Origin of the sequence: Streptomyces sp. NPDC051636 (assembly GCF_044453765.1) — a bacterium.
In the GTDB taxonomy this organism is placed as follows: Bacteria; Actinomycetota; Actinomycetes; order Streptomycetales; family Streptomycetaceae; genus Streptomyces.
Genome location: NZ_JBITDA010000020.1, coordinates 1 through 19,476, shown reverse-complemented (window position 1 = coordinate 19,476; position 19,476 = coordinate 1). Strand labels below are relative to the sequence as shown.

18 protein-coding genes are annotated in these 19,476 nt (G+C 69.6%); 13 read left to right on the top strand and 5 right to left on the bottom strand.

The window, feature by feature from the left end; all coding sequences use genetic code 11:
• Positions 1–86: 86 nt before the first annotated feature.
• The 7 genes from ACIBBH_RS28950 to ACIBBH_RS28920 all read left to right on the top strand — a co-directional run bounded on the left by ACIBBH_RS28950 (position 87) and on the right by ACIBBH_RS28920 (position 5,493).
• Positions 87–737, top strand: coding sequence for a hypothetical protein (locus tag ACIBBH_RS28950; protein ID WP_399409564.1), 651 nt, complete (start codon positions 87–89; stop codon positions 735–737).
• Positions 734–1,771: a hypothetical protein gene (locus ACIBBH_RS28945; RefSeq protein WP_399409780.1), complete on the top strand. Its 1,038-nt coding sequence runs from the start codon at positions 734–736 to the stop codon at positions 1,769–1,771. The genes ACIBBH_RS28950 and ACIBBH_RS28945 overlap by 4 nt, the downstream gene beginning before the upstream one ends.
• Positions 1,772–2,185: 414 nt before the next feature.
• Positions 2,186–2,494, top strand: a complete 309-nt coding sequence (locus tag ACIBBH_RS28940) for a hypothetical protein (protein ID WP_399409562.1) — start codon at positions 2,186–2,188, stop codon at positions 2,492–2,494.
• Positions 2,491–3,843 (top strand): putative T7SS-secreted protein, encoded by a 1,353-nt coding sequence (locus ACIBBH_RS28935; RefSeq protein WP_399409560.1) that lies wholly within the window; start codon positions 2,491–2,493, stop codon positions 3,841–3,843. Before ACIBBH_RS28940 ends, ACIBBH_RS28935 begins: the two co-directional genes overlap by 4 nt.
• 54 nt (positions 3,844–3,897) lie before the next feature.
• Positions 3,898–4,281: a hypothetical protein gene (locus tag ACIBBH_RS28930; RefSeq protein ID WP_399409559.1), complete on the top strand. Its 384-nt coding sequence runs from the start codon at positions 3,898–3,900 to the stop codon at positions 4,279–4,281.
• Complete coding sequence (locus ACIBBH_RS28925) at positions 4,268–4,906, top strand: hypothetical protein (protein ID WP_399409557.1); 639 nt, start codon at positions 4,268–4,270, stop codon at positions 4,904–4,906. The genes ACIBBH_RS28930 and ACIBBH_RS28925 overlap by 14 nt, the downstream gene beginning before the upstream one ends.
• Before the next feature lie 29 nt (positions 4,907–4,935).
• Complete coding sequence (locus ACIBBH_RS28920) at positions 4,936–5,493, top strand: hypothetical protein (protein ID WP_399409555.1); 558 nt, start codon at positions 4,936–4,938, stop codon at positions 5,491–5,493.
• A 429-nt stretch (positions 5,494–5,922) separates the two neighbouring features.
• Here ACIBBH_RS28920 and ACIBBH_RS28915 read toward each other — a convergent pair whose 3' ends face one another.
• Positions 5,923–6,225, bottom strand: a complete 303-nt coding sequence (locus ACIBBH_RS28915; protein ID WP_399409553.1) for a WXG100 family type VII secretion target — start codon at positions 6,223–6,225, stop codon at positions 5,923–5,925.
• A 231-nt stretch (positions 6,226–6,456) separates the two neighbouring features.
• Here ACIBBH_RS28915 and ACIBBH_RS28910 point away from each other — a divergent pair, with 231 nt between their 5' ends.
• Both ACIBBH_RS28910 and ACIBBH_RS28905 read left to right on the top strand, forming a co-directional pair.
• Positions 6,457–11,016, top strand: coding sequence for an FtsK/SpoIIIE domain-containing protein (locus ACIBBH_RS28910; RefSeq protein WP_399409551.1), 4,560 nt, complete (start codon positions 6,457–6,459; stop codon positions 11,014–11,016).
• Positions 11,013–11,609 (top strand): hypothetical protein, encoded by a 597-nt coding sequence (locus tag ACIBBH_RS28905; protein WP_399409549.1) that lies wholly within the window; start codon positions 11,013–11,015, stop codon positions 11,607–11,609. Before ACIBBH_RS28910 ends, ACIBBH_RS28905 begins: the two co-directional genes overlap by 4 nt.
• On the opposite strand, the gene ACIBBH_RS28900 is transcribed toward ACIBBH_RS28905, so the two are convergent.
• Positions 11,602–13,314 (bottom strand): serine/threonine-protein kinase, encoded by a 1,713-nt coding sequence (locus tag ACIBBH_RS28900; protein ID WP_399409547.1) that lies wholly within the window; start codon positions 13,312–13,314, stop codon positions 11,602–11,604. The two genes, ACIBBH_RS28905 and ACIBBH_RS28900, sit on opposite strands and share 8 nt — an antisense overlap.
• Before the next feature lie 45 nt (positions 13,315–13,359).
• On the bottom strand, positions 13,360–14,208 hold the full coding sequence (locus ACIBBH_RS28895; protein ID WP_399409545.1) for a menaquinone biosynthetic enzyme MqnA/MqnD family protein: 849 nt from the start codon (positions 14,206–14,208) through the stop codon (positions 13,360–13,362).
• Between the two features lie 288 nt (positions 14,209–14,496).
• On the opposite strand from ACIBBH_RS28895, the gene ACIBBH_RS28890 reads away from it, so the two are divergent.
• Positions 14,497–14,700, top strand: a complete 204-nt coding sequence (locus ACIBBH_RS28890) for a cold-shock protein (protein ID WP_003992177.1) — start codon at positions 14,497–14,499, stop codon at positions 14,698–14,700.
• Between the two features lie 102 nt (positions 14,701–14,802).
• On the opposite strand, the gene ACIBBH_RS28885 is transcribed toward ACIBBH_RS28890, so the two are convergent.
• Positions 14,803–15,444, bottom strand: coding sequence for a helix-turn-helix domain-containing protein (locus tag ACIBBH_RS28885; RefSeq protein WP_399409543.1), 642 nt, complete (start codon positions 15,442–15,444; stop codon positions 14,803–14,805).
• Between the two features lie 68 nt (positions 15,445–15,512).
• Here ACIBBH_RS28885 and ACIBBH_RS28880 point away from each other — a divergent pair, with 68 nt between their 5' ends.
• The 3 genes from ACIBBH_RS28880 to ACIBBH_RS28870 all read left to right on the top strand — a co-directional run bounded on the left by ACIBBH_RS28880 (position 15,513) and on the right by ACIBBH_RS28870 (position 17,366).
• On the top strand, positions 15,513–16,211 hold the full coding sequence (locus tag ACIBBH_RS28880) for an AzlC family ABC transporter permease (RefSeq protein WP_399409541.1): 699 nt from the start codon (positions 15,513–15,515) through the stop codon (positions 16,209–16,211).
• The gene (locus tag ACIBBH_RS28875; protein ID WP_399409539.1) at positions 16,208–16,522 is read left to right on the top strand and encodes an AzlD domain-containing protein; all 315 of its coding nucleotides are present in this window, start codon (positions 16,208–16,210) and stop codon (positions 16,520–16,522) included. The genes ACIBBH_RS28880 and ACIBBH_RS28875 overlap by 4 nt, the downstream gene beginning before the upstream one ends.
• 124 nt (positions 16,523–16,646) lie before the next feature.
• Positions 16,647–17,366, top strand: a complete 720-nt coding sequence (locus ACIBBH_RS28870) for a class I SAM-dependent DNA methyltransferase (RefSeq protein ID WP_399409537.1) — start codon at positions 16,647–16,649, stop codon at positions 17,364–17,366.
• On the opposite strand, the gene ACIBBH_RS28865 is transcribed toward ACIBBH_RS28870, so the two are convergent.
• Positions 17,363–17,635, bottom strand: a complete 273-nt coding sequence (locus ACIBBH_RS28865) for a nuclear transport factor 2 family protein (RefSeq protein WP_399409535.1) — start codon at positions 17,633–17,635, stop codon at positions 17,363–17,365. The genes ACIBBH_RS28870 and ACIBBH_RS28865 overlap by 4 nt on opposite strands.
• Positions 17,636–19,476: the final 1,841 nt, after the last annotated feature.

Below are 19,476 nucleotides of genomic sequence, written 5' to 3'. Positions count from 1 at the left end.
ACTGCGCAGCCAGCCTGGCGGAACCATCAGCCCCACCGATACCGTCATTGCCCACAACCGCGTCTACGTCTCACGGGGAGCCCACTGTGAAGCGCCGCCCTTTGCCCGTTGCTGCCGCGCTTGCCGCAACCGCATGCCTCCTGCTGGCGGCGTGCGGCGGGGCTGACGGTTCCAAGGACAACGACAAGATCGCCGGTGCGGGTGCAGAAAACTCGACAGCCTCCGCCTCGCCGAGCACATCAGCAGGTGACGACCACCGTCCCGACATGACGCTGCCGAGCGATGTCAAGGAAACCTTCGAGGGCTGGAAGACTGGTGACTCTGCGAAGGACGCGATCCTGGCGGACGCCGGAAGGGCCCAGACCGCAGTGACGTACGCCGTCACGCGGGGCGACCCCCGGTCCCCGGCCCTGTCGTTCTATCAGACAGCCACGGCTCTCGCAGGCAGCCAGGACTGGGTCGAGTCGATCGTCGACGCGGGCCTCACGTACTCGGGATCGGTTCGTTATTACGCGGCCAGGATCAGCGTGTTCGACGACAAGTCGGCCGGCGTCTCGTACTGCGCGGACGAGAGCAAGGCGTTCAACAAGAACCGGAAGACCAAGAAAGTCGACAAGGTGCCGGCCACGTCCGACTCCTACGTGCTCTACAGCACGCGTCTGGAGTTGAACGACAAGGGCGTGTGGCAGACCACGAAGCTCCGGTCGGAACGGGGGAACAAGGCGTGCACGCCCTGAGGTTCAAGCTCTCCTGGCTCGCGGTGGGAGTGGCCACTGGAGCTCTGGCGCTCCTGCCCAGCACGGCATTCGGATGGGGCACGCCGGGCAAATCGAACGGCCAGAAGACGGAGACCGGCGGAAAGCGGGACGGGACCAGCATCGTCTCCAGGGTCACGTTCAGCGGTTCCACGGGTGGCACCACGAAAAGTGGCGGCGGAAACGTAATGCCCGTGGGCAACTGGACCCCGCCCGCGTGCTGGTACGAACCCAGAAGTGCCCAGGAGTTCTCCAAGTACGTCGAGGACATGTACAACGACACGATCAACACGCCGGGCCAGCACAGCTACGCGAAGGCTGCCGTCGGCATGTTCCGTAACGAGTACAAGGACGGGACGTACAAGAACTACAACCTCGACAAGGAGGACGAGGGCAACTGGTGGGTTGCCGTCGTTGACGAGGACCGCTGGATGGAGCCCGAAGCCCAAGCCTGCGACAAGCAGCCCTTCTGGGTCGAGAACGGCGAGACACCGCCTGTCGCCAACGCGGTCACTCCGAAGGTGCTCGCGGAGCTCGCCTACAACCGCGTCAAACTGCCGACCACCGAGGTGACGCTCGCCCCGGCGAACACCACCAAGGTCAACCTCCCCACCTGGTCCTGGCTCGACAAGGCCAAGTTCAAGGACGTCTCCGTGACCGCCTCCCTCAACGCCGGCGGTCTCAACATCCAGGCGACGACCACTGCGAAACCGATCGCCCTCAAACTCGAACCAGGTACCAGCGACGCCGAGACCTACCCGGCATCCGGCGAGTGTGCCATCAACGCCGACGGCTCCATCGGCGAGCCCTATTCCAAGGGCAAGGCCGACGAGACCCCGCCCTGCGGCATCAAGTACCTGCGCTCCTCCGGCGACGGCACGTACGAACTGAAGGTGACCATCACCTGGCAGATCAGCTGGACCGGCAGTGGCGGCACCGGCGGTGACCTGCCCGACGGGACGTTCGGGGCCACGCAGGACGTCACTGTGCAGGAGGTGCAGGCGGTCAACAGGTAACGCGGTACCCGAGGGGCGCTACGAGCGGCTGCTGGAACAACGAGGGTGACCTGGCTGGCTGCCATCGACAGTCTCCGAGGCGAACGCACCTGGCAGTGGGCGGCCGAGGCATGGGCGGGCGGGGCGTACGGCTTCTCGGTGTGCATCGGCGCCCTGGCCTCGTCCCTTCCCTCCTCTCGCTGTGATTTTGGGGGTCGGCCTGCTCTCCACCGCCGCAACGGACGTTTCGTCCCAATTGATGCGGCACTCACCCCACTCCAACGGGAAGCTCCGCCTGGCGAGACCCCTGGAATCACCGCTAACGTCATTGTCCTTGACTGAACTTTTGTCACACGGGGAGCAACCATGAAGCACCCTTTGCCCGCTGTTGCCGCCTCCTGCCCAGACCCGGCACGGGAGGGCTGATCAACCTTCATGGCAGATGACTCGGACCTCATCGTCAACGTCGACCTCCTCGTCGAGTCGGAGTCCCGGCTGAAGAGCATCCAGAAGGAGCTCAAGAACCTCAATCATCGGAAAGATGACATGAGGCCGTACTGGGGCAGCGGGAAAATCGCCGACAAGATGGATGATTTCGTCGACAATTGGGACGACTACCGCGCCAAAATGCTTCAGAGCGTCGAAACGGTCGGGCAACTGGTGAAGTCCACCATCGACGGCTTCACGGGGCTGGACGCCCAACTCGCCAATGAGCTCCGGAAGGCGAGGAAGAAGAAGCAGTGAGCGCATCCTCGAAGCCGCGTCCCCGCGACTGGCATCCGCTCGCCGACTCCGACCCGGTGCCGGGCGACCCAGAAGAGATCCGCGACGAGGTGAAGCACATGGTCTCGGTCGCGGAGAGCCTCCGTGAACAGGCAAGACTGCTTCGCGGCATCAAGAACGACAACGAACTCAAGGGAAAGTACGCCGGCAAGCTGCGCGACGAGTCAGAGGTCCTGGAGAAGCATCTACGTGAGGTCGCTGAACGATACGAACACGTACATGGTCACCTGACGAACTGGGCCAACGAACTGGAGGACTTCCAGTCCGACGCCGACAAGGTGCTGGCCAACGCCAAGAAGGAGCAGGAGGAGCTGGAGGCCGAGAAGGCCGAGAACAGTTCCGGCGACAAGGACACTCCGCTTCCTTCGGAAAGCGGCGAGGACCATGATCCGCTGCGGAAGTACCGGGAGCAGCTGGATCGCATCACGGGAGACCGTGACGACCGCGCAGAGCATTATGCGCGCAAGATCGGTGAGCAGCTGAACGATGTCATCAAGGACAGCTGGTGGGACAACGTCAAGGGCTGGGTCCACGACAACGCGGACTGGATAAAGACCGTCCTTGACGGACTGGGGTGGGTCGCGACCATTGCCGGTATCGTCGCCATCTGGATTCCGGTGCTGAACTTCCTTGTACTAGGGATCGCCATCTTGACCATCCTGACCAGATCCTTGCTGGTCGCATCAGGTGACGCATCCTGGACCGACCTGGCCTTCGATGTCGGCGGCCTGCTGCTGATGGGAATCGGCCGAGGCGGGCTCGCCGCTCTCAAGGGCGCCAACAAGGTCACCAGCGCAGCTGCCCAGAGCACCCGAACCGCTGGTCTGAAGGCGGGCCTCCGGTCACACAAGGGCATGCTGAACGACCTGAGTAAGGCTATGGCGAACGCCCAGGACGATGTGTCCCGGAAGTTCTTCTCGGACCTTCGCAACTACACCCTGAAGAAGATCTCCAGAGACACCGGTCTGGTCGCCAAGGGCGCGACCGAGGTGTCCACGGTGTCCAAGTGGCTGCACCTGGGGGACGACGAGGCGGCTGGGTTGTTCGGCCAGCTCCGCGCCAACAAGGGTGTCTTCCCGGGCGCCGTCGCCGGGGGAGCCTCCAAGATCGGACATGCGGGTTATGCCGCGTCCATGTTCGCCGCATACGGCGGCATGGGCGTCGACGTCGTCGACAAGTCACTGAGCAAGAGCGACTCCGTTGGCTGGCTCGCCGAACATCATCTCCTCCCCGGCGATAAGCCGTACAACGACGGCTACAACACATGGAAGGAGAGCGGTTGGATGCCCGCTTCGGATACTCACTGGTGAAAACGAAGGTGCCCGTCGGGAACACCGAGAAACGCGACAGGAAAAGCAGGAGATATGGCTGAGTCCCTCAAAGAGCAGTTGGGTACCGGCGCGAATTTCAGAGTGCGTGTGACCATCATCGGCGCGCTGGCGTCCATTTTCCCGTTGATCGTGATCGCGGTTCTGGTCCCCGAGTCCGGCCGCCAGGTCCTCTTCTGGATCTACTGGGTTGCCCTGTCCGGGTGTCTGCTCCATCTCCTGTGGATCCTGATCAAGAACCCCACGCCCAGCAAGCGGCCCCCGCTGTTGACGCGTGACCTCGCCATGGGCTGGGCTCTGCTCTTGCCCAGTCTCGTCACTTCCTTCTGGCCGGGAATCGTCGGAGCTCCACTGTTCACCGTGCTGGTCGGCGCGACATGGGTCGCGGAGAAGATTCGGAACCGCAGTGTCACTTACTGAGAACTCCGCGAAACCCATCCGCATCCCCACGGGTTTCAATATCGTTCCGCCGCCCGGATGGGACACCATCCCGCTCCAGAAAGGAACGAAAGAGGCCATCCATCGGATCGTAGGGAAATCGGTATCCCAACTCCCTGCCGGTTTCCCCAAGGACGACATCCCCAGAGCCCGGCTGCGGCTCATGAGGGAGCTGAAGGAGAGCGTCCGGCAGGCGCGCAAAGCCAGTGGTCTGACGCTCTACCTACCCGTCGAGCGGATCCATGGGATGATCATCCCGGCCTCTTTCATCGCTTCCGAGCCACTGGGGGCACCTACGGGGCATGTGGATCCCGAGGCCGTACTCAACGATCTCGTTCGTGGCGCCGAAGACGCCTCGGCCCGGGAACTCGACGGAACGACGGCCGTGCGCACGTTTCGGAAGCTGCTTGCCGATCCGGACAGGGGAGTCGAGGTGCCGTCGTGGCGGGTGCAGTACACCGTGCCGATACCGCACAGCGCCCCCGCCCAGTGGCTCACGTTCTCGTTCAGCACGTTGATCGCCGCTGACATGGACGTCGAGTTCACCGAGACCCTGGTCGAACTCTTCGACGCCGTGATGACCACCTTCCGCTGGAGTTACCCATGAGGATCGTCAAAACCGACTCCAACCCGGCCATGTGGTTCCACATGCCGCTGGGCGGCACCAGCTCGGAGTTCGCGCAGTGGCTGGACCTGCAGCTCGAAGCAAGTTCTCGCCTTCACCAACGGAAGCTCACCTGGCGGGAGAAGCGGCAGATGAAGAAGTTCCTGGAGGGCTCGGCCGCAATGCTGCACACCCGCGTGGAAGCCGATCAGGCGTTCCTTTTCGGCCCCATTCCTCCGCAGGCCGCCCCGCTGGTCTTCTTCACCAAGCAGTTCGCCTGCGATGAGGAACACAGCGCCCTGCACCTGAGCATGTTGGCAGAACCGGACCCCACGGCGGCGGCGGCAAGTCAGCGCGTCGAGACCACCCCGTTCGTCTCTCCCCACTTCGGCGAGGGCCTGCGCTGCCTGCGCAGTTGGACGGGTCCCGACGGCGGACTGATGCTTTCCGTCGCCTACGCCTGGAACGATCCGGCACACGACGTCGACCTGCTCCTCAAGTGCCATTACGACGACCCGGCAATCCTGGAAGCATCCTTCGACGCGATTGACGACTTCGCCCGGAGCATCTGGATCAGCATCAGCGAATGAGCGTGATCCCTTGCTGGACCGCCTCGGTGTTGGCGTGATCGCGCGTGCCGGACTGTGCCTCATCAGCGGTTCGGCGTCCGTCTTCATCGTTGCCCCAGCCGCCGGACTCCCCCAGCCCTTCAAGGCGTCCTCTATTGGCTGCAGCGGGGAATCGTGTGGGCCGTGAACCTCGCTCTGCTGTGCATTTCCATCCGCCATCCATGACACACCGCGCGTTCGCGGGGGCTGACGCAGCCGCTGGGAGTCTCGTTCCGCCTCTCGCCCGCCGCGCTGGTCACAGCCTTCTGGCCGGGCTTCTTCGCGGCATTCGTCACCCCGCTCTTCGTGGTCGCTTTCTTGGCTCGCAGAGCGTTTTCACCGTGCCTGAACACGAAGCGGTGCAGCAGGCCTGAGCCCGCCGCACCGCCTCCAACGTCCGTCAGGCAGCCGTTACTTGCTCCGAGCCGCCTTCGCCAGCTCGTCGTCGATCTGCTCGAACTTGTCCGCCGCGTTGGTGAGGTAGTCCCCCATGCCGTCCAGACCGTCGACCGTGTCCTTGGCGCCGCGGACGAACTCGTCGAAGTTCTCGTCGAAGGCCTTGGAGGAGCTCTTGGTGACGTAGCCGGACTCGACGAGGTTGGCGATGTACTTGCGGAGGGCGTCGAGCTTCTCGTGGATCTTTTCCTTCTCCTTCACGACATGCTTGGCAGCATCGCGCATGTCCTGGTATGTGACGTCAAGGTCCTTGGCCATGAAGCCGCTCCCTCTTCAAAACGCCGCAGGGCCAACCCCCGTGGCTCCCTGTTCACTCTCGGGGCAGCAGCTTACGGGGGTGGCCTGAGGTGTCACATCCCCGATCGGTAACAGGGTTCGTTGCCTTCGGGAAGAGCGGATATCGTCACTTGCACTGTTGCACTGTGACCTGCGTGGCGGATGCGTGGGGAATGCATGGCGGAGACGGCCACAGGCCTGGGGAGGACGAGCGTGCGCCTGACTCTGACCGTCGTCGACCCGTTCGGCGGGGGCTCGGCCGACGTCGTGCTCGACGCCGATCCCGAGTCCACCGTGGGGGACATCGCCCAGGAGCTCGCCAAGCAGGTGGGCCAGGGGGGTGCTCAGGTCATTCCCATCGGGCAGAGCCTTCCGGCCTCCATGCGCAACAGCCCCCAGGTGTACGTCGACGGGTACGCCGTCGATCCGAGCGCCACCCTCGTCGGGTCGCCGTTGCGCGAAGGGGCCGTGGTCAGTCTGCAGGATCCCGCCGGGTGTCTGCCCGGTGAGCCGACCGGGCTGGTCGAGTTGCGCGTCGCCGGCGGGCCCGCCGCGGGGTTCGTGCACCGGCTCGGGGTCGGGCGGTACGACATCGGCAGCGGGGCGGCCTCGTACGTCCGTATCGACGATCCGGAAGTCGACGCCCGTGCGCTGACGTTGTCAGTCGCAACCGACGGGACCTGCCGGGTCGCCGTCCATCAGGACAAGGCGGGCGTCACCCTCGACGGCCAGAAGATCGACGGGGACGAGTGGCCCCTCGGCGCGCAGATAGCCGTCGGCAACACCCTTCTCGAACTAGCCCGTTACACCCCGCCCAACGCCGCCCTGAAGTGGTCCGAGGACGGAATCGGGCTCGACTACAACCGGCCGCCCCGGCTGCGTCCGCCCGAGCGGCAGACCAAGTTCCGGCTTCCGACGCCGCCCCGGGAGTACGAGGCCCGGCCGCTGCCCTGGCTGATGGCGCTGACGCCGTTGGTCGGGTCGGTCGTGTCCGTGCTCATCTTCCATCGCTGGTACTACCTGATCATGGCGGGGCTCAGCCCCATCATGCTCTTCGCCAACTACTTCATGGACAAGAAGCACGGGCGCAAGTCCCATGCGAAGCAGGTCAAGGAGTACAAGGAGCAGAAGGAGCGGATCGAGAAGGACGCCCAGGACGCCCTGACGGCCGAGCGGCAGGACCGGCGGAACGCCGTTCCCGATCCCGCCACCGTCCTCTCCCTCGGGACCGGACCCCGGACCAGGCTGTGGGAGCGGCGGCGCACCGACCGCGACCACCTGCTCCTGCGTGTCGGTACGGGGCGGATGCCCTCCGAAGTCGTCCTCGACGACCCCGAACAGGACGACCACCGGCGGCAGGTCACCTGGTACATCGAGGATGCCCCGGTCGCTCTGTCCCTGCGCGCCCTCGGCGTCGTCGGCATGGCGGGACCGGGTGACTCGGCCCGGGCGCTCGGGCGGTGGGCCGTGGCGCAGACCGCCGCGCTGCACAGCCCGATGGACGTGCAGTTCTACGTACTGAGCGAGCACACCGCCAAGGACAGCTGGGACTGGGTGCGGTGGCTGCCGCACGCCCGGCCCAGCGGCGGCCAGGACGTCAACGTTCTCATCGGCACCGACGCCGAGACCGTCGGCGCCCGCATCGGCGAGCTGACGCAGATCCTCGACGCCCGCAAGAAGGCCGCCGAGCAGAACCGCGGCCAGGGCGTCTCCTTCAGCGAGCCGGACATCGTCGTCGTGTGGGACGGGTCGCGGCGGCTGCGGTCCCTGCCGGGCGCGGTGCGGCTGCTGCGCGAGGGGCCCGCCGTCTCCATGTACGCCGTCTGCCTCGACGCCGAGGAGCGGTTCCTGCCGGGCGAGTGCCAGGCGTTCGTCGTCGCCGAGCCCAAGGCGCGCGAGTACGACAGCGCCGGCGCCCAGCAGCCCGTGCAGCAGCAGGTCGCGGGGGGCTTCCCCTCCTTCCAGGCCTGGCACACCAACGCCGCCGCCCAGCCCGAACAGGCCCAGACCAGCCATGAGTTGCGGCTGCGCGTCGAGGAAGCCGGTGCGGAGCGCCTGAAGGACGTACGGCCCGACTTCGTCTCGCCCGCCTGGTGCCTGCGCCTCGCCCGCGCCCTGTCCCCCCTTCGCGACATCAGTGGTGAGACCGAGGACTCCGCGCTGCCGGGTGCCAGCCGGCTGCTGGACGTGCTGGAGCTGGAGCCGCCGACCAGCGATGCCATCGTGGCGCGGTGGCGGATGGGCGGGCAGTCGACGCTGGCGGTGATCGGTGAGTCGTACGACGGTCCCTTCGGCATCGACATGCGGCGGGACGGTCCGCACGGTCTGATCGCCGGTACGACCGGTTCCGGTAAGTCGGAGCTGCTGCAGACCATCGTGGCGTCGCTGGCCGTGGCCAACACGCCGGAGAACATGACCTTCGTCCTCGTCGACTACAAGGGCGGTTCGGCGTTCAAGGACTGTGTGAAGCTGCCGCACACCGTCGGCATGGTCACCGACCTCGACGCCCATCTCGTCGAACGCGCCCTGGAGTCGCTGGGCGCCGAGCTGAAGCGGCGCGAGCACATCCTGGCCGCCGCCGACGCCAAGGACATCGAGGACTACCAGGACCTCGTGCGGCGGGATCCGTCGCATGCGCCGGTTCCCCGACTCCTCATCGTCATCGACGAGTTCGCGTCCATGGTGCGCGACCTGCCCGACTTCGTGACCGGGCTCGTCAACATCGCCCAGCGAGGCCGGTCCCTCGGCATCCATCTCCTCCTCGCCACGCAGCGGCCCAGCGGTGTCGTGTCGCCCGAGATCCGCGCCAACACCAACCTCCGGATCGCCCTGCGCGTGACGGACGGCGGCGAGTCGACGGACGTCATCGACTCGCCGGAGGCCGGGCACATCTCCAAGAGCACCCCGGGCCGGGCGTACGTCCGCCTCGGTCACGCCTCCCTCGTGCCGTTCCAGTCGGGCCGCGTCGGTGGGCGTCGCCCCGGTGCGGCGGACCCGGCGGCCCTCGCGCCCTGGGTGGGCGAGCTGGCCTGGGAGGACCTGGGCCGGGCCGCGCTGGTGAAGCCGAAGGCGGAGGCGCGGGAGGACGAGGAGATCACCGACCTCAAGGTGCTGGTGGACGCGGTCCGGGACGCCAACCGGACGCTCGGCATCCCCGCCCAGCACAGCCCCTGGCTGCCCGCGCTCTCCGAGACGCTGCTGCTCGACGAGATCGAGACCCCGGTGACGGCCCCGGCCCTGGGCCCGGGCAAGCTGCCGCCCGCCCCGTACGGTGTGGAGGACCTGCCGGCCGACCAGACCCGCCGTCCGGTCGTGGTCGACTTCTCGGCCTTCGGTCACCTGATGATCGGCGGCGCGCCGCGCAGCGGCCGCTCCCAGGTGCTGCGGACCATCGCGGGCTCCCTGGCCCGCACCCACTCCTGCGCCGACGTCCACCTGTACGGCATCGACTGCGGCAACGGCGCGCTGAACGCGCTGACCCGGCTGCCGCACTGCGGCGCGGTCGTCGGCCGGAACCAGACCGAGCGGGTGGTCCGCCTGGTCAACCGGCTCAAGGGTGAGCTCTCCCGGCGCCAGGACCTGTTGGCGGAGAAGGGCTACGCCGACATCGGCGAGCAGCGGGCCGCGGCGCCCGAGGACGAGCGGCTGCCGCACATCGTCGTACTCCTCGACCGGTGGGAGGGCTGGGTGCCCACCCTCGGCGAGATCGACCACGGGTCGCTGACGGACGAGCTGACGACGATGATGCGCGAGGGCGCGAGCGTCGGCATCCATCTGGTCCTCACCGGCGACCGGACGCTGCTCGTCGGCCGCATCGCCACGCTCACCGAGGACAAGTACGGTCTGCGTCTCGCCGACCGCAGCGACTTCGCCACGCTCGGCATCCCGGCCCGCAAGGTCCCGGAGGAGATCCCGCCGGGCCGAGCCTTCCGCAACGAGTCCGGTACGGAGACGCAGTTCGCGCTGCTGACACAGGACACCACCGGCCAGGGGCAGGCGGCGGCGATCGCCGCGATCGGCGAGGCGGCGACGGCCCGGGACGCCTCCGTGCCCCGCTCCCGGCGCCCCTTCCGCGTCGACAGCCTGCCCAGCCGCATCTCCTTCCCGGACGCCTGGGAGATGCGCGACCCGGAGGCCTCCCGGTCCCGGCTGTGGGCGCTGGCGGGCATCGGCGGCGACGAGATCGTCGGCTTCGGCCCGGACCTGGCCGAGGGCGTGCCGGCCTTCGTCATCGCGGGCCCGGCCAAGTCCGGCCGCTCGACGGTGCTGATGAACTTCGCCCAGTCCTTCCTCGCGCAGGGCGTACGCCTGGTCGTCGCGGCCCCCCGCCAGTCGCCGCTGCGCGGGCTCGACGGCACGGAAGGTGTCCTGAAGGTCTTCACCGGCGACGACATCGACGAGGACGACTTCGAGGAGGTCATCGACTCGGCGACGCCGCAGGAGCCCGTCGCCGTACTCGTCGACGACGGCGAGATCCTCGAGGACTGCGACGCCGAGAGCCACCTGAAGAAGATCGTCTCGCGCGGCGCCGAGCGCGGCCTCGCCCTCGTCATCGCCGGTGACGAGGAGGACGTGTGCAGCGGCTTCTCCGGCTGGCAGGTCGACGCCAAGAAGGGCCGCCGCGGCATCCTGCTCTCCCCCCAGGACACCTCCAGCGGCGACCTCATCGGCGTACGGCTGAACCGCAGTCTGGTCGGCGGGCAGGTGGTGCCCGGCAAGGGCATGCTGCACCTCGGGGACGGGGAACTGCGGACGGTGGTGATCCCGGGATGAGCGGGGGGTCGGCGAAGCCGAAGCGGGGGAGGGCGGCGCCGGCCGCGCTGCGGTACGAGCACCGGGGTCGGCGGTCGGCCGAGGAGCGGGCGAAGAAGCGCGACTGGAGTGGCTGCGGTTTCTTCCTGCTGATGATCCTGGCCGCGGTGGCGCTCGTGGTGCCGCTGGCCATGGCGGAAGAAAGCTGGGGCGGTCGGGTGTGGGGCGAGGTGGCGCCCGGGTGGCCGGGTGGTGCCTACGTCTTCGCCGTCACGGTCGGTGCCGTGGTACCGCTCGCCCTGGCCGCCTTCATCACGCCGCTCACCCGGATGAAGTGGAAGGCTAGCAAGGTCCGTTCGCTGGCCTGGGCCGCCGCCGCGCTGCCCGGGTTCGCCGCCTGCTGGCTGCTGTCCCTGGTGATCCTGGAGACCACCCGGCCCAGGCGCCGGCGGCACTGGGACTCCGAGTGCTACAGCAGGGGCCACTCCTGCTGGGTGCACGAACACTACCCGTGGATCTGGGCGGTGGGCCTGCTGGCCACGCTGGTGACTGCCGCACTGCTGATCGTCGCCCTGGTCAAGTTCACCGACCGCAAGGCCCCGCCCGCTACTTGACCCGCGACATCCGCGAGACCGGGTTCCCCTCCGCCGAACTGTCCGAGGTGTACTTCAGGTCGTCCCCGACCGGCGTGAGCCGGATCGTGTGGGCGGCCGGGTCGCAGCCGGCGTGGTTGTCCTCGGCCCCGACGGACGTGGCGACGATCTGCGTCCTCGTCACCTTCTTCAGGGTCAGTACGTCGGTGCAGACGCCGCCGAGCTGATCCGTCTGCCGCAGCCGGCCCAACTCCTCGCCGGCGCCGGCTCGGTGGACGGTGATCCGGAACGTGCCGATGGCCAGGTTGCCGTCGAGGGCGGTGGCCTGGCCCTCCCAGGTGCCGAGGTAGCGAGCGGGGACGGTGGCGTCCACGGGGGTGGCGACGCCGCTGGACTCGCTCTCGCCCACGGAGCTGGGCCCGGCACCGGGCACGGTGCCGTCGATCGCGCCGGCGGTACCGGTGGGCGCCTGGGAGTAGGCGCTGCCCCCGGCGGAGTCGTTGTCACCGTCACCGGTCATCGGCCGGATCAGGAACCCCAGTCCCACGGCCGCCCCCGCGAGCACCCCCGCGACGGCGAGCGCCAGCGTGCAGCTCACCCGGCGCCCGCGGCCTCCCTCGCCCGGAGTGGAGGTGGCCGCCATGGTGACCGAGACCTTGCCCGGCCGCTGCTCGAAGGGCGGCGGGGGCGCGTCGCGGGGCTCGGGCATGGAGACCGGGTCGGGGGCGCCGGCCACCCCGGGCACAGCCCCGAACTCCCCACCCCCGACGCCCGACGCCCCGCCCACCGAGGGACTGCTGAACCCCACCGGCCCGGACTGCACCGCCTCCGCGGCCTCCAGGTTCAGCAGCTGTACGGCGCTGCGGCTGACCTGTTCGACCAGAGGGCCCGGCAGCCATCCGCCCGCGACCAGGCGGGCCGCGCCGTCGGGGGCCAGTCGCCGGGCCAGTTCGGCGGGGCTGGGACGCCGGCCGGGGTCCTTCGCGAGGCAGGCCTCGGTGACCTCCCGGAGTTCCCCGCCCAGCGTGCCGAGTTCCGGTTCCTCGTGGACGACCTTGTACAGCAGGGCGGCCGACGAGTCCCCGGGGAAGGGCGGTTCGCCGGTCGCCGCGTACGCCAGGACCGCGCCGAGGGAGAAGACGTCCGCCGCGCCGGTGACGCTCTTGCCGAGGATCTGCTCGGGGGACATGTAGCCGGGCGAGCCGACGGAGACGCCGGAGGAGGTCAGGGACGCGGTGCCGTCGGTGGCGCGGGCGATGCCGAAGTCGATCAGCAGAGGGCCGTCGAGGGTCAGCAGGACGTTGGACGGCTTGACGTCCCGGTGCACCAGGCCCAGGTCGTGTACGGCGGTCAGCGCCTCGGCGAGGCCCGCACCCAGCACCCGTACCGAGGGCGCGGGCAGCGGGCCGTCGGCCTCGACCGCCGCGGCGAGGGACGGGCCCGCCGCGTAGGCCGTGGCGACCCACGGCACGGCCGCGTCGGGGTCGGCGTCCAGGACCGGCGCCGTCCAGGCGCCGCCGACCCGCCGCGCGGCCTCGATCTCGCGCCGGAAACGCGCGCGGAACTCCGCGTCCAGCGCCAAGTGCGGGTGCACGATCTTGACCGCGACCGTGCGGCCACCCGCGCTGCGGCCGAGGTAGACCCGTCCCATCCCGCCCGCGCCGAGCCGGCCGAGCAGCCGGTAGGGCCCGATGACGGCAGGTTCGTCGGCCGCGAGCGGCTGCATGGCGTCCCCTCTCCCCCGTACGCCTGGCTGCCAGCAGCGTAGTGATTAGGGCTGGAGCAGATCCACCTTCACGTCCGCCGGGAAGCCGGTCGTGGGCCCCACCCGGCGGGCGAACTCCGCGACCGCCGCCAGCTGCGGTCCGCCGAAGCTGAAGTCGAGGGTGGTGAAGTACTCCGCAAGGGTCGCCTCGTCGAAGGCCTCCCAGCGGGCCGCCTGCTCGGCGACCTTGCCGACCTCCTCCAGGGAGAGGTTGCGGGAGGCGAGGAAGGCCTCGTGTACCTTGCGGGTGATGTCCGGTTCGCGCTCGAGGTAGTCCCGCCGGGCGGCCCATACCGCGAAGACGAACGGCAGCCCCGTCCACTCCTTCCACAGCTCGCCCAGGTCGTGCACGTCGAGCCCGTAGCGCGGCCCGTCGTGCAGGTTGGCCCGCAGCGCCGCGTCGCCGATCAGTACGGCGGCCTCGGCCTCCTGCATCATCAGGCTGAGGTCGGGCGGGCAGGTGTAGTAGTCGGGCTGGACGCCGTAGCGCTCGTCGAGCAGCAACTGCGCGAGGCGGACGGAGGTGCGGGAGGTCGAGCCGAGGGCGACCCGGGCGCCGTCCAGCTGCTCGAGGGGGACCTGCGAGACGATCACGCAGGACATCACCGGACCGTCGCAGCCGACGGCGATGTCGGGGAAGGCGACCAGGTCGTCCGCGTTGCGCAGGAACTCCACGAGGGTGATGGGCGCGATGTCGAGGTCTCCCCGCACGAGCTGCTCGCTGAGCTTCTCGGGGGTGTCCTTGGTCAGCTCGAAGTCGAGGAGGGTGCCGGTTCTCGCGAGCCCCCAGTAGAGGGGCAGGCAGTTCAGGAACTGGATGTGGCCGACGCGCGGCCGGGTGCGAGAATTGTCCACATCGCGAGACTAGACCCCGTGGGGTACGGTGCTCGCCCCGGCCCTGCCGTCAACTCGGCCATCCGGCCGTCAAACGTCCGAGTGACGTGATCTTGACCTCTATTGCTTTCGGCTGCCCACGTGCTAGGCTCGCCGCAAGTTGCAGTTTGGTTTCCCTTGCAGTACAGAGCCTGCGGAGCATGTAACCGCGGGCTCTAGTCGTTTTCAGACGTATGCAGTTGTGCGGCACTTGCTTTCACGCTTGCAGGGTTCTGGAGCAGGGCAACCCTTTGGGCCCAAGGAGGGCTTATGGCTACCGGAACCGTTAAGTGGTTCAACGCCGAAAAGGGCTTTGGCTTCATCGCCCAGGAAGGCGGCGGCCCCGACGTCTTCGTTCACTACTCCGCGATCAACGCCTCGGGTTTCCGCTCGCTCGAAGAGAACCAGCAGGTCTCCTTCGACGTGACCCAGGGCCCGAAGGGCCCGCAGGCGGAGAACGTCACCCCTGTGTGATCGTCAACCCTGTGATCGCAGTCTGAGAGCAGTACCCAAGGAGCCCCGCGCCATCCGGCGACGGGGCTCCTGCCTTTTCTCTCCCGGGCGTTCGTCTCCCGTTCACACGTGCTGCATGATCAGTACGAACCTGGTCCCGGCCGTGACCGCCTCGTACGCGTGCGGCACGTCCCCCCGGTACGACATGTAGTCTCCCGGCCCCAGCTCGACCGCCTCCCCGCGCGGCCCGGCCTTCACCCTGCCCTCGCTCACCACGATGTGTTCGACGGTCCCCGGAATGTGCGGCTCGGAATCCCGCACGGTGCCGGGCTCCAGCCACACGTAATAAAGGTCACGCCGGGCGCCCGGCGGGCTCGCCGAGAGCAGCGTGGCGAGATAGCTGGACTGCTCGGAGTGCACGGTCGGCCCCTCCCCCGCCCGGATCACCTGCACGGCCGGCGCGGGCGGCTCCACCAGCGCACTGAACGGCACCCGGAGGGCCACCGCCAGCGCCCAGATCGTCTCCATGCTCGGATTCCCACCGGCCCCCTCCAGCTGGGACAGCGTGGACTTGGCGATGCCGGCCCGCTTGGCGAGTTCGGAGAGGGACAGCCCGGCGCGGGTGCGTTCGCGGCGCAGGGACGCGGCGATCCAGTCGAGGGGGAGCCGGGCGGGCGGGGCGGGTGTGGCAGGTGGGGCGGGTGGGGGCGGGGTATCGGTATGGCTATCGGTATGGCTATCGGTCTCGGTATCGGTATCAGGCATGGTGTTCGCTCCGTCGGTACGATCGTTCTGTTTGACGAACGAGCCAGCTACTGTCCATTGTAGAAAACATGCGTTCGCCAAACCGAACACGGGCGTCGGCATGGCACTCGCCCCTGGTCCGGGACAGCTCCCTCGTCTGGCTGGCCAGCGGCATCGTCGGCGTGTCCTTCGGTGCCGTCACCGTTGCCGGCGGGCTGCCGGTGTGGGTGCCGGTGGTGATGTCGCTGGTGGTGTACGCCGGGTCGGCCCAGTTCAGCGCGGTCGGCGTACTGCTCGCCGGGGGTGGCCCGCTGGCCGCGGTGGCCACCGGGCTGCTGCTCAACACCCGCACGGCCGCCTTCAGCCTGGCGGTCGCCGAGATCATCGGCCGGGGGCGTCTGGCCCGGCTGGCCGGCGCCCACCTGGTGACCGACGAGACGGTCGCCTTCGCCCTCGCCCAGCCGGACCCCGCACGGCGCCGGACGGCGTTCTGGGTCTCCGGGCTCGGCCTGTTCGCCGTGTGGAACACCGGGGTGCTGGCCGGCGCACTCGCCGGGAGCGCCCTCGGCGACACCGCCCGCTACGGCCTGGACGCCGCCTTCCCCGCCGTCCTCGTGGCCCTGGTCCTGCCCACCCTGCGCACGGACCGCGCGGTACGGCGCTCCGCCCTCCTCGGCGCGGCCCTGGCCCTCGCGGTGACGCCCGCGGTCCCGGCCGGGGTGCCCGTGCTGCTGGCGCTGGGCGGGCTGGTCCTCCACGGGTACGGGATGAAGGGTGCCGCCGTATGAGCGCGACGGTCGCCGTGATCCTGGCGCTGGCCGTGGGCACGTACGCCTTCCGGCTGGTGGGCCCGGTGCTCCACGGGCGCGTGGAGATCCCGGCCCGGGTACAGGAGCTGGCATTGGCGGCGGCGGTCGTCCTGCTCGTCGCACTGCTGGCGACGGGTGCGCTGACCGAGGGCGGGGACTTCGCGGGGTCGGCGCGGCCGGCGGGGGTGCTGGCGGGGGGCGTGCTGGCGTGGCGGAGGGCGCCGTTCGTGGTGGTGGTGCTGGGGGCGGCGGGGGTGACGGGGATATTGCGGTCGGTGGGGGTGAGGTGAGGGGGCTGCTGCGGGTTGGCGTGGGGGTGGGGTGGGGGCTGCGTGGGGTGGGGTGGGGGCTGCGTGGGGTGGGGTGGGGCGAGAGTCGGTGGGTTGTCAGTGGGGCGCGCTAGGGTCCCCGGCCATGACGGGTACGGATACGGACACAGGTACGGACACGGGTGCAGGTACGGACACGGGTACGGGTAGCGACTTCCTGCTCACGACCCGGGTTTTCTACGACACGATCGCCGACGACTACGCCACCCACTTCCGCGACGGGTTGGCGGCGAGGCCGCTGGACCGGGCGGTGCTGACCGGCTTCGCGGAGCTCATCGGGAAGGGCGGAGAGGGCGGACGGGTGGCCGACCTCGGGTGCGGGCCGGGGCTGTTGACGGCCTACCTGGACTCGCTGGGCCTGTCGCCCTTCGGGATCGACCTGTCTCCCCGCATGGTGGAACTTGCCCGGCGCGAACACCCCGGCCTCCACTTCTCGCAGGGCTCCATGCTGGAACTGGACCTGCCCGACGGCGACCTGGCCGGGGTGGTCGCCTGGTACTCGGTCATCCACACCCCTGTGGATCTACTGCCCGCCCTCTTCACCGAGTTCGCCCGCGTACTGGCGCCGGGCGGCCACCTCCTGACGGCCTTTCAGGTCGGCGACGACCCCCTCCACCTGGACCGGCCGTGGGGCCACCCGGTGTCCCTGGACTTCCACCGCCGCCAGCCCGACCGCATGGCCGAGCTACTGGAGGCGTCCGGATTCGAACTCCGGGCCCGGATGGTGCGTGAGCCGGACACCGACATCGGCGAGTCGACACCGCAGGCGTTCCTGATCGCGCGCAAGGGGTTGCCGGCGGGCTAGGTGTCGGCCAGAGCGGTGAGGAACTCGCCGGCCGAGTCGAAGGCGATCGCGCCGGCGAGCGGGTTGGAATAGACGCGGGACCAGGTGATCAGGCCGTCCCGGACCCGGGCGAACATCACCACGTCGTAAGCGAAGCGCTTGCCGGTGGCCAGGACGCGTCCGTGGAGCCGGTGGACCGGTTGACGGACGTGGTGTTCGACTGCCTGCGGCCTGGGCGGGGAGAGGTGAGCTGCCCGGCCGCCGATTGGTGGGGTTGCCGTGGGGGCCACTCGCTTCTTTGCAGTGTCGTGCTTCCGCGGCCCGCGTCAAGGGCGCTGCGTTCCGCTTCGCTCCACTCCGCGTCGCCTTCGGCGATCGGCCTACGGCCGACCCTTGACCCGGGCCGCTCCAGCACGGGGAAGAAGCGAGCGAGCGGCCCGGAAAGCGGGGGCCGGGGCAAGCATGCCCTTGGGCCGGCTGCGGAGCGGGCCAGGGTGCGGGGGCGCGGTCACGCCTCGCCTGCACGCCGGGCCGGCTCAGCGGCGAACGGTGAGTGGGGGACGGGGTGCGCACCCCGGCGGGTGGCGGCACGCCGGGCGGAGTCGGCGGCTTGCGGCCGGTGGGGGGTACGCACCCCGGCGGGTGGCAGCACACCGGGCCGGCTTAGCGGCTGACGTCCGGTGGGGGGTGCGCATCCCAGCGGGTGGCGGCACGCCGGGCGGAGTCGGCGGCTTGCGGCCGGTGGGGGGTGCGCACCCCGGCGGGTGGCGGCACACCGGGCGGAGTCGGCGGCTTGCGGCCGGTGGGGGGTGCGCACCCCGGCGGGTGGCGGCACGCCGGGCCGGCTTAGCGGCTGACGGCCGGTGGGGGGTGCGCATCCCGGCGGGTGGCGGCACGCCGGGCGGAGTCGGCGGCTTGCGGCCGGTGGGGGGTGCGCGTTGGGTCGGTGGGTGGTAGCACACCGGGCCGGCTCAGCGGCTGACGGCCAGCGGGTGGGGTGCGATCGCGCCTCGCCTGCACGCCGGGTGGGGTTAGCGGCTGGCGGCCGGTGGGTGGGCGGTGCGGGGCGAGGTCGTCACCCAGCCTCACCAGTCTCACCAGCCTCGGTGGCCGAGTGATTGGAGGATCGGAGCCAAGGACGGACGGCAAAGGTGCAGCTCGGCGAGCATGGGCGTGACACGATTCTTCCAATTGCGCCCCGCCAGCCCCACCACGCACCCTCCCGCCAGCCCGGTGACGGTGAGTGGAGAGTTTGTCCCGGCGGTCGGACACAAAACCGCAGGTCACGGAAGAGCAGGGGTGGGACAAACCCTCCACTCACCAATACCGTGCCCGAATTGCCGGAATCAGAGACCCAGGGCCCGCCCACCGCGCACCGCACCGCACCACCTACTCACCGCTAAGCCGCCCCGGCGTGGAGGCGAGAAGCGATCGCACCCACCCACTGGACGCCAGTCACCAACCCACCCGGCGTGCCCCCACCCACCCAACGCGCACCGCACCACCCACCCACCGATCGCCGCCAAGCCGGCCCGGCGTGCCCCCACCCACCCAACGCGCTCCTCCCGCTCCTCCCGCCACCCCCACTCACCGTGAGCGAGCGGTCCCGCCACCCCCACTCACTGTTCGCCGCTAACCCCACCCGGCGTGCAGGCGAGGCGCGATTGCGCCCACCCGCTGGCCGGCAGCCGCTGAGCCGGCCCGGTGTGCTGCCACCCACCGACCCAACGCGCACCCCCCACCGGCCGCAAGCCGCCGACTCCCGCCCGGCGTGCCGCCACCCGCCGGGATGCGCACCCCCACCGGCCGCAAGCCGCCGACTCCCGCCCGGCGTGCCGCCACCCGCCGGGATGCGCACCCCCACCGGCCGCAAGCCGCCGACTCCCGCCCGGCGTGCCGCCACCCGCCGGGATGCGCACCCCCCACCGGCCGCAAGCCGCCGACTCCCGCCCGGCGTGCCGCCACCCGCCGGGATGCGCACCCCCCACCGGCCGTCAGCCGCCAAACCCGGCCCGGTGTGCCGCCACCCGCCGGGATGCGCACCCCGTCCCCCACTCACCGTTCGCCGCTGAGCCGGCCCGGCGTGCAGGCGAGGCGTGACCGCGCCCCCGCACCCTGGCCCGCTCCGCAG